We start from the raw sequence: 16,842 nt of genomic DNA on the forward strand, positions 1-16,842 counted from the left end.
CAAAAGCCCCAAAAACCGTCCAAATATCCACTCTCGATATCCGACCGTCCGAAAATCCTCGCTCGTCCATCACTTGCGTATCTCTCGTCTCTCATTCGTCTCTAATATGAAAGATGACAGGAAGATGAGAGAAAAATATGAGAGATAACTGAGCAGCAAAGAGACAGGCAATCATGGTATTGTCTCAATACCGATTGTTCTACCAGCAAAAATATGTATAGATGAAGCAAATGGTAGACATTCCATCTCTATCTATCTCTTATCTCTAAGCCGAGAGATAGAGAGATAAATGAGAGATAATTACGAGAGATAACTGAGAGACGAGGGAAATCTATCCGCGGCATTCTCTGCAGGACCGAGCGAAAGGACGTGCAGATGAACGAAAACGAGCTGACCGGTCTGCTTGAGTCTTTAAGGCGTATGGGCTCGGATGATCTTAACGTCGAAGCGAAGGAGAGCGCCACGACGCTTTCCCGCGACGTGTGGGAAACGGTGAGCGCATTCGCGAACACTGCCGGCGGAACCATCGTGCTCGGAGTGAGTGAGCGCGCAGGTTTTGTCCCGGTTGAGAACTTCGAGACCGAGAAAGTGCTCAACCAATTCGTGGCGGGCATGGGCGATGCCGGCGGTCGCGGAAAGCTGGCCAATCCGCCCAAATACACCATTGAGCGCGTGGAGCTCCAGGGCACCGTGGTTCTGGTCATCACGATTGAGGAGCTCGACCCGTCGAGCAAGCCTTGTTATGTCATAGAGCGGGGCGCCCAGGGCGGCAGCTACAAGCGCATCGATGACAAAGATGTGCCGCTTTCATCGACCGAGGTGCTCGCATTGGCGTCATACGGTCGAGCGACTCCGAGCGATCGCGACGCGGTGGCGGGTGCGGGCGCGGACAATCTCGACGAGACGCTGGTCGACCGTACGATAGATCGGGCTTTCTCGTTGACGCCCCGGGCAATGCGCGGCGCGCCGGACAAACAAACGAAGCTGGAGCGCCTAAATATCCTTGATTCCCAGGGCAATGTCACCAAGGCTGGACTCCTAGTTGTGGGCACCTACCCTCAGCAGTTCTATCCCAAGCTCTTCATTGACGTGGCTGTCCATGCGGGAACTCAGAAGGGCATGGCGGGGTCGCTGAGATTCATGGACCGCACAATCTGTGAGGGAACGTTGGGCGAGATGATCTCGGATGCCGTCGCAGCCGTCGCCAAGAATTTGCGGCGAACCTCGACCGTCCAAGGTGTCTCGCGTGTCGACTCGCTTGAGATTCCCGAGGAGGTTCTGCGCGAGGCAATCGCCAACGCCGTAATCCATCGAGAATACGGGGATCGGTTCTGTGGACAATCGATTGCCGTCGACGTCTTTGACGATCGTGTCGAGGTGACGAATCCTGGCGGCCTTTACGGGGGAAAGACTCGCGAGAACTTGTTTGACGGCAGCTCCCGATGCCGTAACGCGACGCTCGTGAAACTCATGTCGATTGTCCCGCTGCCGGATGGCGCAGGTTCGCCGGCTGAGGGCAATGGCTCGGGCATCCCGATGATGATCGATGCCATGCGCGCGCATGGTCTGGCCGAGCCCCTGTTCTGCCCGGGGTTCGATCGGTTCAAGGTCGTACTTTACCGTTCAAAGATCGAGCCGGTCGATCATGGCGGGGGCTTAATTGTGGCGGCACTCAAACACTACGGCGAGCTGGGGACGCGTGAGCTGGCAGAACGCACGGGGCTTACAATTTCCCAGGTTAGGTCGCGCGTCAACGCGCTCATTGCTCAAGGCGAGCTTGAGCCCACGGCGCCGGCGACGAGCCGCAACCGCAAGTATCGACTGTCAGAGCGCGTGGAATAAATGCGTTAGTGGACGAGGCGACCCAATAATCGACCCTCAATTGGCGTCCACTAAGGTAAAGCGGTTGTTGCTCAGTCGACGGTGATGCTAAAGACTCGGCTTACGCCGGCATGGCCCCGAACCCGTCCATCAAGAACAGCCTAAGAACCAGCTTGATGACATTTCCCGGTTTGACTTCTGCCGCGTCAAAGACGTGGCGCTCGGCGAGCTCGCTGCAGTATGCATAGATGTCGCGGATAAGGTCCGCGCCCGAGAGCGTAAACATGTAGCCTGCGTCCGAAAGCGTATTGGGCGCGGCGGGCAATTTGGTCATGCGACAAAAGGTCAACAGGTCGGGCGCCATAGCGTCCTGGTAGCCAAGATGGCTGCCGTCTTCTTGTGCGACGAGTTCCAGCTGGCGTACTCGATTCAGCGCCGCTGCCAGCACAAAGCTCGGTGTGGGAGCATTGACGTCCTCCGTGCTCGCCACGAGTCTGCCTGCTGCCTGCGTGACAAGCCAAGCGACCTCGCGCTGGCAACGCACGGCCTTGCGCGTAACCGGCTTGATGGACGAAGAAGAAACGCTTCCCTTAGGCGGATTCGAAACAGCCACAAGAACCTCCCATGAACGACCCGGCCCAACAAGCCCGGATGAAACACGTGCTACATCAGTATACAGGGAAGTGGGATGGAAAAAACGGAGTCGACAGCGTGAACTGCCGGCTCCTGATTGCTTGCCTTAGAGGCTGTACACTTCGACCATAGCTTCGCCAATGCGATGGGGCACGCCGGTGACGAGTGCGTTGCCCATGCAGAAGGCTCGATGGCCGTCAGTCATGCCCGTATCGGTCCAGCCTTTCGGGAATCCCTGAAGCTGATCGAGCTCGTCGGGAACAAGACGGCGGAAACGGCCATCGGGACATTCGATGACGTGCTTGAAGCGGCTCGCTCCCGTGCCGCCTTCTCCTGTGAGGATGGTGCGGCTCGGCTTGTCGGTGGCATCCGGGAAGCTCATGGCTCCTTCGGAATACGTGTACGTAAAGCCTGTCTTTTTGTTAGTGCGCTCTTCGCGCTTGCTGCCCTTAAGGTAGCGCCAGTCGGGAAGCTTTTCGTCGGAGATGTAGAACTGCTCCGGGACATAAGCCTCGCCGACAAGCACGTCGCCAAGCACGTGGCGCTCACCGTGATAGTTCTCGGCAAAGTCGCAGGTCAGAACATGACAGCCCTGCATGACGCCAGCATTCTTGAATTGAGAGGTCTTTTGGCCGACGCCAAAACGAGTTGAGTTCTCGTAGGGGTCGGGTAAAACATCGAGCTCGGACATCTCGTCGGGATAGATGGCGGGGAAGGCTTTAGCCATGACGCCGTTGTGCATGCGATCAACGAGATCAACCTTGCCAGCGTCCTTTTCGCAGAAGATATAAACACGCTTGCGACGCTGGGGAAAACCATATTCCGCGGAGTTGACCACGCGCCATTCGACCGTGTAATCGAGGTCGGCAAGGCAGCTTAGGATGATGGCGAAGTCGCGACCGCGCTGAGACGCGGGCGACTTGAGCAGACGATCGACATTCTCAAAGAGACCGAAGCGCGGCTTCTTCATCTCGAGGAAGTGGTAGATGTCCCACCAAAGGACACCCTTCTTGCCCTCGATGCCATGTGCCTGGTTAAGCGGGCGAGCGACGGAGTAATCCTGGCAAGGGAAGCCGCCGACAACCATCTGGACGTCGGGGATTTCAACCTCTCCGGCTTCAGCCTGTTCCAGGACTTTATTGATATCTTCGTTGACTACGGAATCCTCGCCAAAGCGGTCCATATAGCAGCGTGCCGCGAACTGACGAGCCTTGGTTCCGGGCGGTTCCCACTGATTGGCCCAAATGGTGCGAAAGGGTCCGGCGGGCTTCATGTAGAAATCTGGATAACGAGGGTCAGCATAGCCTTCGAGGCCCAAACGAAATCCGCCGACGCCAGCAAAAAGCTCGGCGATTTTGACCTCTGACATACTCACTCCCCCAAATCGCTGCAAATGCAAAGATCAAGGGTACAGAAATCGGGTTGCAAATGGAAGATCCCTTAGGGGATCTTCACGGTATAACCCGAATTTACAGTAGCATACGTATTAGATCATGTCTTATTTCGAGAGGATTTGCCATGTCCAAGAAGCACCTCGATTTCAAGCGCATGCTTGACGATACTGATTTTTCTGACCCCTCTAGCATCGAGCGGTATGCTGCCAATCTCGACGGGATGACGTTTCGCGACATTCTGGAGCTTGGCATTGCGCCGGAGGGGGAGAGCGCGCCTAAGGACTTTGGATCCAAGAAGTACAAGGGCGGTATGGGAACCCTGATCGAGGAGCGTTACTTTGGCTACAAGGCCAACAGCGACGACCGGCCGGACTTTCCCGAGGCGGGTGTCGAGCTCAAGGCAACGTGTTTTGACGTACTTAAAGACGGTCGTAAATCTGCCGGTGAACGTCTTGTCTTGACGATGATTCCCTACGACCGTCCCGTTTCGCTCGACTACGACAGCTCGCATCTCAAGACCAAGCTCAGCAATATCCTGCTGATTTATTACGGCCGTGACCGCTCCATCGACAAATACGACCAGCGCATTGAGCGTGCAGTCATGGTTCGTCTGCCCGAAGAGGATATGAAGATCATTCGCGCCGACTACGAGAAAACCATTTCGTACATTCAGGATGGTCGCGCAGACGAGCTGTCGGAGGGCATGACCACCTACTTGGGCGCCTGCACAAAGGGCGCAACCGAAGCGACAATGTGGGTCGACCAGTACTACGAGTACTTCAATACCGATACGGGCGAGATCGAACGCCGTCGCGCGAAGCGTCGCGCCTTTTCTCTCAAACGCTCGTACATGGACTATGTGCTTCACGCCTATGTTCTCGGTGCCCCGCGTATCGGCGAGAGCATCGTTCGAGGCGACGACGAGTCCATTGATTTCGAAAGCTACGTAACTGGACTGATCGAGCAACACTATGGCGAAACTGATCGCCAGATTGCGGAGCAGTACGGCTTGGAATACACAGGAAACAAGGCGCAATGGACGACACTCGTTTATCGCATGCTCGGCATAAAAAACAATGCTGCCGAGGAGTTCGTTAAGGCTGGGATTAACGTCCGCGCTTGTCGCGTTAATAAGAGGGGGCACATCGAGCAAGCAATGTCCTTCCCTCCGTTTGAGTTTAAGCAGCTAATCAATGAGGATTGGGAAACGTCTTCCTTCCGTGCGCGCCTTGAGACCAGTCGTTTCTTCTTTGTCGTGTTCCGTGAGGACCACGAGGGGGAGTGGCGCCTTGACCGCTGCCTATTCTGGGCAATGCCGGCAAACGAAATCGAAGGCCCCGCAAAGGCTTGTTGGGATGAGACACGAAAGGTCATTCGCGAGGGCGTTGAGCTCAATCCGTATCGGGATGCAAGCGGAAAGCTCAAAGTGACCAACAACCTGCCCGGTATGGCAGACAACCCGATCGTTCACGTCCGCCCGCATACCTCAAAAGCTGCGTACAGATTCGCCGACGGAACCGAAATCGGCGATATTGCGAGGAACGCCTACGAGTTGCCCGACGGACGTTGGATGACCAGGCAATCGTTCTGGTTTAACAAGGGCTATTTGGAGCATATTTTGGGACTGTAACAAGACCGTCTTCACATGCTGGTGCGCCCCGGACGCTGTCACGGCTGTGGTATCGATGTCGTGTATGACGATGCGGACACCTAATTGTCTGTCGGGTGCTTCTGCCTTTGGGCGATACCTTGCCGCCAGGAGCGCTCGCCGGTACCTAAGATATCTTACAGGTAGATCCCCTCGCACAGGGGCTTGTGGAACTGGGTGTGGTGGTCGCGTGCCCAGGTAAAAAGTGCCTGGTCAAAGTTGCCCTGTCTGGCGTGGATGCCAAAGACGCCGGCGACTTCCACGCGCACGAACTCCAGCGCGGGCAGCTTGTTGATAGCCGTGAGCGCAAACGGCGACATGGGCTCCTCGAACAGGTAATGGCTGCCTTGCAGCGCGCCACAGGCGGTGCAGGTGCTGGCGAGCGATACGGTTTTGGTGGTGCGCGACGTTACGGGCTTGTAGCCGCAGCGCTCGCGCAGGTAGTCGCGGATCTCGGCCGGCACGCAGCCCAGCGCGGGAACGATGGCTATGGCGTTGGCGCGGGCGGTGTCGATCGCGATGTGGCCCGCGTCGTCCATGGCGGGCGCAGCGCCGGGCGCGGCCTTGCTGCCCGAGTCCTCGGCCAACCGATACGGAATGCCAAAGGCCGCGACCGTCGTCTGCTCGTGGCACTTCCAACATTCGCGCTTGCCAAGCACCAGATAGATGTAGGGCGCGCTGGGGTCGGAACGATCCACGCCGGGCAGCCACGCGGCAAAGGGCTCGGGGTTGACGCCATCGGGCACGTACCAGATCTTCTTGACCCGGTCCCACTTGGCGCCCAGGGCCTTGGCCTGGTCTTTGTGCGAAAAGGGAGCATCGAGCTCGGTGCGCATGGCGGCTCCTTTGTGCGGCTTGCGGTGCATGTGCTCCAAGGATACCCCAGCGGCGGACGTCCGATGCATGCCGACGGAATTGCTGATGTTCTTGCTGTTGGCCGCGGCTGTTTGCGAACGCGACGGTGCCGTTGGGGCATTGCTATAAGTCAGCAAATGAGCAATTTGGCCGTCCAAGCAGTCGCAAAGCAAAATGGAAGTCCCGCGCCGTCAAGCAGTTTTGCCACTGCTGCACTACATAACCACAGTTAAACGCGGCAATTCGCTCTTGTACAGTCTTAACCGTGATCACACGTCATTAGTAGCTCAGAGGTTAGGGCGGTGACTGAATGGCTCGGTACAAAGGCGAGAATAGGGCATGGGAAGGAGCCGCTCGGCTGCTCGCAAATCCGGCGCGCGGACGTGAAGGTGTGCGAGACCCCCTAAGCACGTGGCCGAGATTGGCGGGTGGAGCCTGCGCCAAGTCCAGAAGTGGTGCGCGGACGGGACGCTCCCCGCGATGATGATCGGCGGCACCTGGGCGATCAGCGGGCAGAAAATCTGCGACATGCTCGGCATTGAGGACTAGCGATGCCTATGGAAGCATTCAAGGAAAATGACACCGGTGGCCGTATACTTGGCGGCGGGGCCACCGGCGGCGAGTGGACAGGCCGGGGGCCTGTCGTGGCTGCATCTTACAGCTCGGTCACGGGGAGCGCCGCCTCGCAGCTCGATTGCGGGGTGAGCCAGCATGAACGATAAGGAGAAGGCCGACTTGGCGTTCCTCTCTATGGAGCCGCCCAAGAACTACGAGACTTGGAAGAACATCGGCATCAGCTACGAGGCCGCTGGAGGCGACCACGACACGTTCCTTAGCTGGTGCTCCCACGACCCCGAGAAGTACGACGAGGCCGTTACCCGCAAGCTCTTCGAGCATGTGGACGAGGGCGGTAGGATCACGGCGGGCACGCTCTTCTGGCATGCGGCGAACGCAGGCTGAAAGAGCACGGGCGACCATACAAGCGGAGCGCTTTGCACGGCCTCCGGCGGCCAGGACCTCTCCGGATTGCCGTACTTGGAGCAGGCGATCAAGCAAATCGAGGCCAAGGCGTTTTACCTGCACTTCTGCTGTTTACGGGAAGCAAACAGCCGTTCGGTGACGTTTTCAAGCTCAGGTCTCCAATCCCTCTGATTGCTGCTAATCTATAAAGTTAGCGAGTTGAATTCTTTTCGAGTTTGTGACGCTCGCATACGGTCATTCTAGGACGCCGAAGGGGTGATTGCGATGAGCGTTGATAGTTCCACGGAGGATAAGGCTCAGAGCGCCTCCATTGGTGCTGTGGATTTGTTTTGCGGGGTCGGGGGCCTGACCTACGGTTTACGCACCGCTGGCATCGATGTGGTGGCTGGGTTTGACCTCGATTCCTCTTGCCAGTACGCCTACGATGCGAACAACGGCAAGGACAAGTTCATCTGCAAGAACATCGCCGAGGTCACCGGGGAGGAAGTCAAGGAGCTCCTGAAGGACTTTGACATCAAAGTCTTGGTAGGGTGCGCTCCTTGCCAGCCCTTCTCGAAGCACCGCAAGGACAAGAAGCATCGCGAGAAGCACAAGGACTGGGGGTTGCTTGCGCAGTTTGGGAGGCTTGTACGTGAAGTGCAGCCAGATTACGTGTCCATGGAGAACGTGCCCGAGCTCGAGAAGGAGAGCATCTTCTCTGGTTTCTTGAACACGCTTAAGGAGTCCGGATACTCGGTGGAATACAGCGTCGTAAAGGCTGAGGAGTACGGTGTGCCCCAGCATCGGCGGCGATTGATTCTGCTAGCTTCTAGAAATGGGTCCATCAGCTTGATTGACCCTACGAATGATAACGCTCATGCTGTTACGGTTCGGCAGGCAATAGGTGCGCTGCCTGCCGTGAGCGCTGGCGGCTCTTGCAGGGGGGACTCTCTGCAAACGGCGTCGGCGCTATCAGAACTAAACTTGAAGCGCATTAAGGCTTCGACGCCTAATGGCACGTGGCGAGATTGGCCTGAGGATCTGAGGCTTGATTGTCATAAAAAGGCTGCTGGCCAAACGTACCCTGCGGTCTACGGGAGGATGGCTTGGGACGAGACGTCCCCAACTATAACTACGCAGTTCTATATGTACGGTACGGGCCGGTTTGGGCATCCAGAGCAAAATCGAGCCCTAACCTTGCGTGAGGGTGCCGTCTTGCAGAGCTTCCCGCAGGATTACAAGTTCATTAGGCCTGGCGAGAAGATCAGCAAGAAAGCTGTGGCACGGCATATTGGAAACGCCGTGCCACCAAAGCTCGGCGAAGCGGTTGGCAAAAGCATAATTGCCGCTTGCGTACACTAGCCCTCTTCTGATTCGGTCATACCGCGCCGATATTCACCGGCGTTGAGGTAGGTCGAAACATCCTTGCGGAGCTGCATCAAAAATGAGTCAACATGATTGACTAGCTCCGCAAGCTCCGATGTTGTCACCTGATTGCTTGCTTCTGCAAACGAAATTGATCCATGAGCTAGGTCATTCCGTCGATTCTTGATGTCTTTAAGCTCGCTCTTAATCTCATCCCTCTTGCAGTTCGCTATATCATCATGAATCGATATTCCGTGGTCATCAAAGAGCTTGAGGATTTTGTCTGCATCTAGATTTCCACCGGCGATGGTGTTCCGAACGCTGAATTGAAGTACGTTATTTTTAACAGCATGATCAAGCAACCTCTTGCTTATGGACTCGGCAGTACTATTGCTGGCTTTTGGGTCGCTCAACCCGTTATACATTTGGGTATGGTGCCAAATCGATTGAAGCTTTTCGGAAACCTCAGCGTAGCCGCAACCCTCGTCCTTTACTCTGTCGTAAATCGCCTGCATGAGATTAGTGACTGAGTACTCAATGATGTTGTAGATCATAAGCTTGACGTTGGAGCGGATGACACTGGAAACGAGGGTCACATCTGGTGTCGATGAGGGCAGGCCACTGGGATTTGCCTTTTCAGCGATTTCGTACGCTCCTCGCATTACAGCATTGTAGCGCACGCCCTCTGCACCTTGGTCAAGCGAATCGAGCAGGGTCGCGAGCGTAATCATGCTCTTGGTCTCACCAAGGCGGTCGTTGTAGACCTCTTCGTACCCCAAGTTAAAGTCATTGGAATCCATAAGGTTTACCGCTCCGCCTTCAGCTTGTTGGCAACGAAATCAATGCGAGCTTTCAACTTGGCCTTTACGTTTGCCGAGTCTGACCGCACAAGGGTCTGGAACTCTTCGCAATCAATCCAAGACATGTCTTTGCGCGAAAGGTCCTTGTCCTCCGACAACGCCACGGCAACGCCGACCGCAATAGCTTCGAAACGCGCATGAGGAGTCGTTTTTCCTGTCGGTGTCTTTTTGAAACCCCTGTCTCCCAAGCACTTCTCAACGTATTCCAACATTTCTTTGAAGCGAGCGACGAGTTCATTGCGCTTGTCAGGTGACTCGGCAAGCTCGATGTTCATGCGATTCGTGTATTCATCCAGGTAACTAGCAACGCGGTCTTTGTAACCCTCGAAATCTGGGTAGCCGTCTGCATAGGCGAAGAAACGAGTGACAAGTTCCATGTCATCGTAGTGTTTGCGCGCCGTCTCGCTTAACGGGGCAAGTTTTATAAAGAGCGGATCTTTGGAGAGCTCGCTTACTAGTTTTGTAAAATCGCCGCCCATGGAGCCACGGCGAATTTCTTGCGATTTGAGCTGCTTGCCCGATGAATTGATACGACGAAAAATCTCCTGTCGGACGTCAAAGGTGGTCCCTTCCTCAAGGTAAACCACTCGAAAGCTCGCGTTATCGAATCTTCTTTGTACTTCTATGGGAAGTTCTGAATAGGTCTTTCCGTTGACAGATGTAAGGATGTCTAGATTGCACAAGGTTAAATCGCCTCTGGCAAAGTTCACCAAGGCGTTCATCCTTTGCGCTCCATCAACGATTTCCGTTCTGCCATCTTCAGCATCGGCAAAGAACATGTAGGGAATGGGCAGGCCAATTAGCACAGACTCAATAAAGTAGCTGCAGTCAACGTCCGTCCAGACGAAGTTCCGTTGATAGTCAAGCGGAATGTAGAATGCATCAGCATTGAACTTATTGATGAGGTATTCCGCAACGTATTCGCGAGTGCTGAATCGCACATCCTTTTTCTTGTCGCGAATCTGTTCGGAAATCTCGATCGTCTCACTTTGTTGATCAGTCAATCGCCTTCACCTCAATCTATAGCAGGACGAAGCCAACTTAGGTCTGACTGGCTGTGGGATGTGAAGCCCTCTCCCATAACCAATGCTGCACTCTAATGATACCAGCAGATGCCTGGCATTAGAGTCGTGCCCCTCTGCCACTTTGTGACGCCCGTCTAGGCTGCTCGTATCGAGTAACTGGGCGGGCGCCTTGTTGTGCCTGCCGCGATTTGAAAGCAGGATACATGGACGGTGAGACTCATGGCGACGAGGCGGCGAAGGTCGAGCTCGCGGAAGGGCAAGAGGACGCGAGGTCGGCAGAGGTGGCGGACGCCCTTCGCTCGGGGATCGAAGCGGTGGAGGGCGCAGCAGCCGACGAGCGCGTGGAGTACTGAGCTCAGGCTCGCTGGGGCGCGGAGCGTCAAGGCCGCGCGTGCCCTTCTCGACGAACACGGGGGCGACGTGGGCGCGCTCAAGGAGGCGGAGCCCTGACTCTTCTCGGTCTCCCCGCGTCCGCTGGGACCACGGGGCTGCCAAACGCGGGAGCCGCTGTTTGTGTCGACGACAAGCTGAACATTGTGGCGCGACCAAATTGAGCACTTTGGCAAACACGCCGCGTTAACCTATCCCACCGCCTTGCCGAGTATGAGCGTCGCCTCCATACGGTGACTCGCGCCGGTGAACTCGACCAGGCGGCCGTGGTGGACGATGCGGTCGATCATCGCCGCCGCCATCTTGTCGTCCCCCAGGACCGTGCCCCACTTGCTGAACTCAATGTTTGTGGTGATGACCAGGCTGTGCCTCTCGTAGCAGTCCGACACCCCCTGGAACAGCAGCCTCGCGCTGTCGAGGTCCAGCGGCACGTAGCCGAACTCGTCCAGGATGACCAGGTCGTTTCTGGCGATGTCCCTCATCGCCGCCTCCAGCGAGTGCTCGCGCGCCGCCTTTTGGGATACATTTGGGATACAGCGCTATATACAAGAAACCGGTCTACCGCATTTCCGCAGGTAGACCGGTTGAACAATTGGTGGGCGTTAGAAGATTTGAACTTCTGACCTCTTCCGTGTCAGGGAAGCGCTCTCCCCCTGAGCTAAACGCCCGATCAAGGGTGCGCAAGTGCGCAAGGGATAATATAACGGAGCCTGAACTCGGTGGCAAGAACATTTTTAAAAATCGCTTACATTGTGGAATTCGAGGGCTTTGTCATATCCATTTCAAAAGAGTCTGCTGCCGCGATTTGGCTGTCGCATAATGCAGGGCCATTGCGGTATCGAGCTATAGAAAGACGCCTGCGGAATTGTCCTACCGATAAGCGGACAAGCCTCCGGCTGGTGCCTTCGCCGTGGTAAGGTAAGCCGAATTGTTTCCAGGCTGTTTCGGGGGAGTGGAATGAGCAAAGAGTGTGTCGAGCAGGTCGAAGGCGCAGGGGCTTCGGTGCCGATGACCGATATATCGAACATTGATGTGCCCGAGGGCACCGACGAGCTCAGCCGTAGCACCCGCCGCGCCTGGCGCGACCGCCTTAACGATGCGTCGTCGCGCAAGATGATCACGGGCGTCTTGGCTACGCTGGTGGGCGGTTCGTTTTGGGGCTTCTCGGGCACCAGCGCGAGCTTTCTGTTCGATACCTACCACGTCGACACCTTGTGGCTTATGAGCGTGCGTCAGATTCTCGCCGGTCTACTCTTTATGGCCGTGGTTGTTACGCGCGACCGCGAGCGCCTGATTAAGCTCTGGACCACACCCGCCGATCGCAAGCAGCTGCTGCTCTTTACCGCCTTTGGCCTGCTGTTCAACCAGTTTTGCTATCTTTCGGCCGTGCGCCTGACGAACGCCGGAACCGCGACGGTGCTCCAGTGCCTGCAGCTCGTTATCATCATGGGCTACACCTGCGTGATCGATCGCCGCATGCCGCGTACTCGCGAAGTCATCGGCATTGGCCTGGCTCTGGGTGGAACCTTTTTAATCGCCACCGGCGGCGACCCCACCAGCCTGAATATTTCGCCGCTTGGCCTGGCAGCAGGTCTTATGTGTGCGGTCAGCGCCGCGTGTATGGCGGTGATTCCCGCCAAGATCCTGCCCGAATACGGCAGCCCCATCGTCACGGGTTCGGCAATGCTCACGGCGGGCGTGGTCTCGTGCGTCTTCGTGCAGCCCTGGGCGCATATGCCGGCGCTCGACGCTGCCGGCGTCGAGGCGCTCGCGGTGTTCGTGGTTATCGGCTCGTTTTTTGCTTACATGCTCTATATGCAGGGCGTTAAGGACATCGGCTCGGTACGTGCGAGCCTCATCGGAACTGTGGAGCCGGTTTCGGCGACCATCACCAGCGCCGTTATGCTGGGGACGGTGTTTTTGCCGACCGACCTTATCGGCTTTGTCATGATCATCGTGATGATGTTCCTTACGGTGTAGCTAGCGCCGCCGCCAAGACAGAAAAGGTGTTGTGCCGCATTTTCGCCAATTGATGTCCGTGTCTGGAGTTTAGCTGTCGATGCTCAAAATGCCATAAACTAGTAACGTTATGGACTTTTTCATTGCGACTCAATTGCGAGGATTTCTTTATGGCTGGTAATCACTTTAAGGGCAGCGATAGCGGCCGTCCTGCAGTTCCGCCGCGTCCGAACGGGGCTGGTAAGGCCGGCACGCCGGGCGGCGCTGGACAGGGCGGTTCCGGTAAGCGCGTGTCCCCGGGCGAGACGGCGATGTTTACCGCTCTGTACGAGCAGTCTCAAAAGGCAAAAAAGACCGGCCGTGCAAGAGGGAATGTCTTTGCGGGCGGTGCAACCTCCACGTCGCAGCCGAGCGGGGCTCCTTCGGTACCCGCGAACAACGCAGGTGCTGCCAACGCCGCGAATGCCGCCGGCAACGTTAATGCCGACAAGGCCGCCAACAATACTCCCTCTGCCGGTGGCGCGGGGCTTACGGGTAACCTTGGCACGATTTACACCGGCGCCTCCGAGACTGGCACGTTCGCCCGCCTGGATGATAGCGGTGCCGAGTTTGCGGGCTCGGGTTCCAAGGAAGATTATTACGATTTTGGCTTGAACTACGGTGGCGACGCTTCGCCGAGTTCGACCTCTGACGGTCTGGTCCGTCATCGCCATCGCAAGGGCGAGCGCAAAAAGCGTCACACCGGCGCCATTATTGCCGTTGTAGTCGCGGTGCTTCTCGTTGCGCTTGGCGCAAGCGGCTTTATGCTGCTTAACTCGGCAAAGACCGTAAAGAGCGAAGCGAAGGAGGCTGTCGAGATCGTCGGTGGCCTTAAGGACAAGGTCACGTCGGGCGATTTTTCGACGCTGCCTGACGACGCGAAGAAGATCGATGAGCTCTGCGACAGCATGAAGGCGGAGACCTCGAGCCCGCTGTGGACGGCGGCATCGTTTATCCCGGTGTATGGCAGTGACATCAACGCAGCCCGCACCATGATCGACGCCCTGTCCGATGTCTCGAGCAACGCGCTGGTTCCCATGGCCGACAACCTTTCGCAGGCCACGCCCGGCAAGCTGTTCCAGGACGGCATGATTAACGTGTCCGCGCTGCAGGCGGTCGCCGATTCGCTTTCCAGCAGCTCGAAGGTGTTCAAGAGCGCCAACGAGAAGGTCCAGGGCATTGGCGATACTCATATTTCCCAGGTGACCGAGCTGGTCGATAAGGCCAAGGACGGCTTTGCCACCCTCAACGGCGCGGTTGACGCGGCGGAGAAGGTCGCCCCCGTCCTTCCCCAGATGCTCGGCGCCAACGGCCAGACGCGCAACTACCTTATGTACGCCATGAACAACGTCGAGATTCGTGCCTGCGGCGGCTTTGGCGGTTCGCAGGGTCTGATTTCGGTCACCGACGGCCAGATGTCGATTGGCGAGTTTGTTCCCTGCATTGCGCGCAGCAAAGACGAGGCGGTTGAGAGCGTCGACGAAGAAGATGAGACGCTGTTTGGTGACCACAGCAACCTATACATCTCGGGCAACACCTATTCGCCCGACTGGCCCCGTAATTCGCAGCGTGTCGCCGCGCTGTGGAAGTCTGAATATGGTCAGGACGTCGATGGCGTCATTGGTATCGATCCGGTATTCCTGCAGTATCTGTTGGGCCTCGTGGGTAATGTTTCACTGCCCGACGGTACAGTCGTTGACGGTACTAACGCGGCGAAGGTGCTTATGCATGATGTGTACTGGAACTATCCGGTCGAGGAGTCGGACGGCATCTTTGCATCCGTCGCCAGCGCTGCCTTTGACAAGATCCTTGGCGGTATCGGCGACGTCGATGTCGCGAACCTTGTCAGCGCCGTTGAGCGCGGTGCCGAAGAGGGCCGCCTGATCGCGTGGATGAAAAACGATGACGAGCAGAACGCTATCAAGGAGATGAACATCGACGCCTCACTGCCCGATCCGGATGACCCGAGTGAAGATCCCGTTGCTGGTGTCTACTTTAACAACCTGAGCTTCTCCAAGCTCGACTGGTATCTGAACGCCGATACGCAGATTGGTCAGGGCGTGAAGAACGGCGACGGCGCTTGCTCGTATCGCATCACCGTTACCCTGACGAACATCATGACGCAGGAGGAGGCAGGTAAGCTGCCCGACTACGTAGCGGCGGGCGCACCCGATGCCGCGCGTGACGACGAGCGTCTGAATGTCTCGTTGTTTGCCCCGACGGGCGGCAACATTACTGATCTGACCGTCGAGGGCACCCAGTTTGGTCTTGGCGCCGCCACGTGGCATGGAATCCCCTTCTATTCGGGCACCGTTGACCTGCATGCTGGCGAGACGACGACGATCACGTATACGCTGACCACGTCGGCCGAGGCGGGGGACAAGCCGCTTACGCTGCGTCAGACTCCTACATGCCAGGCGGCTCGCGACAGCGCGTCGGCGTAGGGTTTTTCTGGTAGCGCAGATAATCGAGTACCATTTTGGGGCGGACAGGCAATCTGTTCGCCCCTATTTTGTAAGGAGAGCGCATGAAGTACTTTGGCACCGACGGCTTTCGCGGTGAGGCCAACGTTGGGCTGACGGTAGAGCACGCTTATAAGATTGGCCGTTTTGTGGGCTGGTATTACGGCGCCAACCGCGAGCGCAAGGCACGCGTGATCGTGGGCAAGGACACGCGTCGCTCGAGTTATATGTTCGAGGCGGCGCTGGTGAGCGGCCTGGTCGCGAGCGGTGCGGACGCCTATATGCTGCACGTGATCCCCACGCCGGGCGTAGCGCATCAGACTGTGGAAGGCTGCTTCGATTGCGGCATCATGATCAGCGCGAGCCACAACCCGTTTTGCGATAACGGCATTAAGCTCGTCAACAGCGACGGCTTTAAAATGGACGAGGACGTGCTGGAGCTCATTGAGGACTACATCGATGGCAAGAGCGAGGTGCCGCTGGCAACGGGCAACCACATCGGCGCCACGGTGGACTACATGCAGGGTCGCAACCGCTACATTGCTTCGCTCATCGCCAGCGCGAACTTTTCGCTGCAGGGCGTCAAGATCGGTATCGATTGCGCCAACGGCTCGGCATCCTCGGTGGCCAAGCCGGTGTTCGACGCACTGGGCGCCGATGTGCGCGTGATCAATGCCGCGCCCGACGGCTTTAACATCAATGTCGACTGCGGCTCTACGCATATTGAGCGCCTGCAGCGCCACGTGGTGGAGCAGGGCCTGGATGTGGGCTTTGCCTACGATGGCGATGCCGACCGCTGCCTGGCCGTGGATGAGCGCGGTCGCGTGGTAGACGGCGACCAGATCCTGTACGTGTGCGGCGTGTATCTGAACAAGCACGGTCGCCTTTCGGGCGGTACCGTGGTGCCGACGATTGCCAGCAACTTTGGCCTGATCAAGTCGTTGGAGCTTGCCGGCCTGAGCGCCGTGACCAGCGGCGTGGGCGACCGTCACGTGTATGCCAAGATGCGCGAGGGGGGCTACAGCCTGGGCGGCGAGCAGACGGGCCATACGATCTTTGGCGATATCGAGCGCACGGGCGACGGCATTATGACCTCGCTGCGCGTGATGGAAGTGATTCGTGCCGAGCGCGAGACGCTCTCGCAGCTCACGGCTCCGTGCAAGCTGCTGCCGCAGGCGCAGGTGGCCGTGCGCGTGGCGGACAAGGACGCCGCGCTCGAGAACATGGGCGTGCAGAACGCCATCGCCGAGGCCGAGGTTGCGCTGGCAGGCGAGGGCCGCGTGCTCGTGCGCAAGAGCGGAACCGAGTCGGTTATCCGCGTGCTGGCCGAGGCGCCCGACCAAGCATCCGCCGATGCCGCCATGAAGCGCATCGCCGCCGCGCTGGAAGCTCTGTAAGGTAGTCATTGGGGACGTTCTTAAACAACTAGGT

General features: G+C 57.5%; 15 protein-coding genes and 1 tRNA gene. 9 read left to right on the forward strand and 7 right to left on the reverse strand.

What is annotated here, in order from left to right:
* Window positions 1–375 precede the first annotated feature (375 nt).
* Window positions 376–1,842, forward strand: coding sequence for an ATP-binding protein (locus ABHU32_RS03570; protein ID WP_148332381.1), 1,467 nt, complete (start codon window positions 376–378; stop codon window positions 1,840–1,842).
* 100 nt (window positions 1,843–1,942) lie between these two features.
* Here the strand turns inward: ABHU32_RS03570 and ABHU32_RS03575 are convergent, their stop codons facing one another.
* Window positions 1,943–2,434: a hypothetical protein gene (locus ABHU32_RS03575; RefSeq protein ID WP_316365714.1), complete on the reverse strand. Its 492-nt coding sequence runs from the start codon at window positions 2,432–2,434 to the stop codon at window positions 1,943–1,945.
* Window positions 2,435–2,560: 126 nt separating this feature from the next.
* Window positions 2,561–3,823, reverse strand: a complete 1,263-nt coding sequence (gene dcm / locus ABHU32_RS03580; protein ID WP_346978995.1) for a DNA (cytosine-5-)-methyltransferase — start codon at window positions 3,821–3,823, stop codon at window positions 2,561–2,563.
* A 149-nt stretch (window positions 3,824–3,972) separates the two neighbouring features.
* On the opposite strand from dcm, the gene ABHU32_RS03585 reads away from it, so the two are divergent.
* Window positions 3,973–5,478: a Sau3AI family type II restriction endonuclease gene (locus ABHU32_RS03585; protein WP_346978996.1), complete on the forward strand. Its 1,506-nt coding sequence runs from the start codon at window positions 3,973–3,975 to the stop codon at window positions 5,476–5,478.
* A gap of 155 nt (window positions 5,479–5,633) precedes the next feature.
* Here the strand turns inward: ABHU32_RS03585 and ABHU32_RS03590 are convergent, their stop codons facing one another.
* Window positions 5,634–6,332 carry a DUF5710 domain-containing protein gene (locus tag ABHU32_RS03590; RefSeq protein ID WP_346978997.1) on the reverse strand — a complete coding sequence of 233 codons (699 nt, stop codon included), beginning with the start codon at window positions 6,330–6,332 and terminating at the stop codon, window positions 5,634–5,636.
* Between the two features lie 430 nt (window positions 6,333–6,762).
* Between ABHU32_RS03590 and ABHU32_RS03595 the strand changes: the two genes are divergently transcribed.
* The 3 genes from ABHU32_RS03595 to ABHU32_RS03605 all read left to right on the forward strand — a co-directional run bounded on the left by ABHU32_RS03595 (window position 6,763) and on the right by ABHU32_RS03605 (window position 8,673).
* Window positions 6,763–6,900 (forward strand): helix-turn-helix domain-containing protein, encoded by a 138-nt coding sequence (locus tag ABHU32_RS03595; protein WP_138113932.1) that lies wholly within the window; start codon window positions 6,763–6,765, stop codon window positions 6,898–6,900.
* A 162-nt stretch (window positions 6,901–7,062) separates the two neighbouring features.
* Window positions 7,063–7,311, forward strand: coding sequence for a PriCT-2 domain-containing protein (locus ABHU32_RS03600; protein WP_117765514.1), 249 nt, complete (start codon window positions 7,063–7,065; stop codon window positions 7,309–7,311).
* A 285-nt stretch (window positions 7,312–7,596) separates the two neighbouring features.
* Entirely contained in the window at window positions 7,597–8,673 is a 1,077-nt protein-coding gene (locus tag ABHU32_RS03605) for a DNA cytosine methyltransferase (RefSeq protein WP_117765512.1), read from the forward strand.
* Here ABHU32_RS03605 and ABHU32_RS03610 read toward each other — a convergent pair.
* Both ABHU32_RS03610 and ABHU32_RS03615 read right to left on the reverse strand, forming a co-directional pair.
* The gene (locus ABHU32_RS03610) at window positions 8,670–9,476 is read right to left on the reverse strand and encodes an MAE_28990/MAE_18760 family HEPN-like nuclease (RefSeq protein ID WP_138113936.1); all 807 of its coding nucleotides are present in this window, start codon (window positions 9,474–9,476) and stop codon (window positions 8,670–8,672) included. The two genes, ABHU32_RS03605 and ABHU32_RS03610, sit on opposite strands and share 4 nt — an antisense overlap.
* Before the next feature lie 5 nt (window positions 9,477–9,481).
* Window positions 9,482–10,540: a GmrSD restriction endonuclease domain-containing protein gene (locus ABHU32_RS03615; RefSeq protein WP_346978998.1), complete on the reverse strand. Its 1,059-nt coding sequence runs from the start codon at window positions 10,538–10,540 to the stop codon at window positions 9,482–9,484.
* A gap of 224 nt (window positions 10,541–10,764) precedes the next feature.
* On the opposite strand from ABHU32_RS03615, the gene ABHU32_RS03620 reads away from it, so the two are divergent.
* Complete coding sequence (locus tag ABHU32_RS03620; RefSeq protein WP_175406107.1) at window positions 10,765–10,914, forward strand: hypothetical protein; 150 nt, start codon at window positions 10,765–10,767, stop codon at window positions 10,912–10,914.
* 228 nt (window positions 10,915–11,142) lie between these two features.
* Here ABHU32_RS03620 and ABHU32_RS03625 read toward each other — a convergent pair whose 3' ends face one another.
* Window positions 11,143–11,484 (reverse strand): ATP-binding protein, encoded by a 342-nt coding sequence (locus ABHU32_RS03625; protein ID WP_346979024.1) that lies wholly within the window; start codon window positions 11,482–11,484, stop codon window positions 11,143–11,145.
* Between the two features lie 60 nt (window positions 11,485–11,544).
* A tRNA-Val gene (locus tag ABHU32_RS03630) sits at window positions 11,545–11,619 on the reverse strand.
* 289 nt (window positions 11,620–11,908) lie between these two features.
* Here ABHU32_RS03630 and ABHU32_RS03635 point away from each other — a divergent pair.
* The 3 genes from ABHU32_RS03635 to glmM all read left to right on the forward strand — a co-directional run bounded on the left by ABHU32_RS03635 (window position 11,909) and on the right by glmM (window position 16,808).
* Window positions 11,909–12,931 carry a DMT family transporter gene (locus ABHU32_RS03635; RefSeq protein WP_346978999.1) on the forward strand — a complete coding sequence of 341 codons (1,023 nt, stop codon included), beginning with the start codon at window positions 11,909–11,911 and terminating at the stop codon, window positions 12,929–12,931.
* A gap of 149 nt (window positions 12,932–13,080) precedes the next feature.
* Window positions 13,081–15,393, forward strand: a complete 2,313-nt coding sequence (locus tag ABHU32_RS03640) for a DUF4012 domain-containing protein (RefSeq protein ID WP_346979000.1) — start codon at window positions 13,081–13,083, stop codon at window positions 15,391–15,393.
* 83 nt (window positions 15,394–15,476) lie between these two features.
* The gene (gene glmM, locus ABHU32_RS03645) at window positions 15,477–16,808 is read left to right on the forward strand and encodes a phosphoglucosamine mutase (protein WP_346979001.1); all 1,332 of its coding nucleotides are present in this window, start codon (window positions 15,477–15,479) and stop codon (window positions 16,806–16,808) included.
* The last annotated feature ends 34 nt before the right edge of the window (window positions 16,809–16,842 follow it).

It is taken from the genome of Collinsella aerofaciens, assembly GCF_039758965.1.
GTDB lineage: Bacteria > Actinomycetota > Coriobacteriia > Coriobacteriales > Coriobacteriaceae > Collinsella > Collinsella aerofaciens_BR.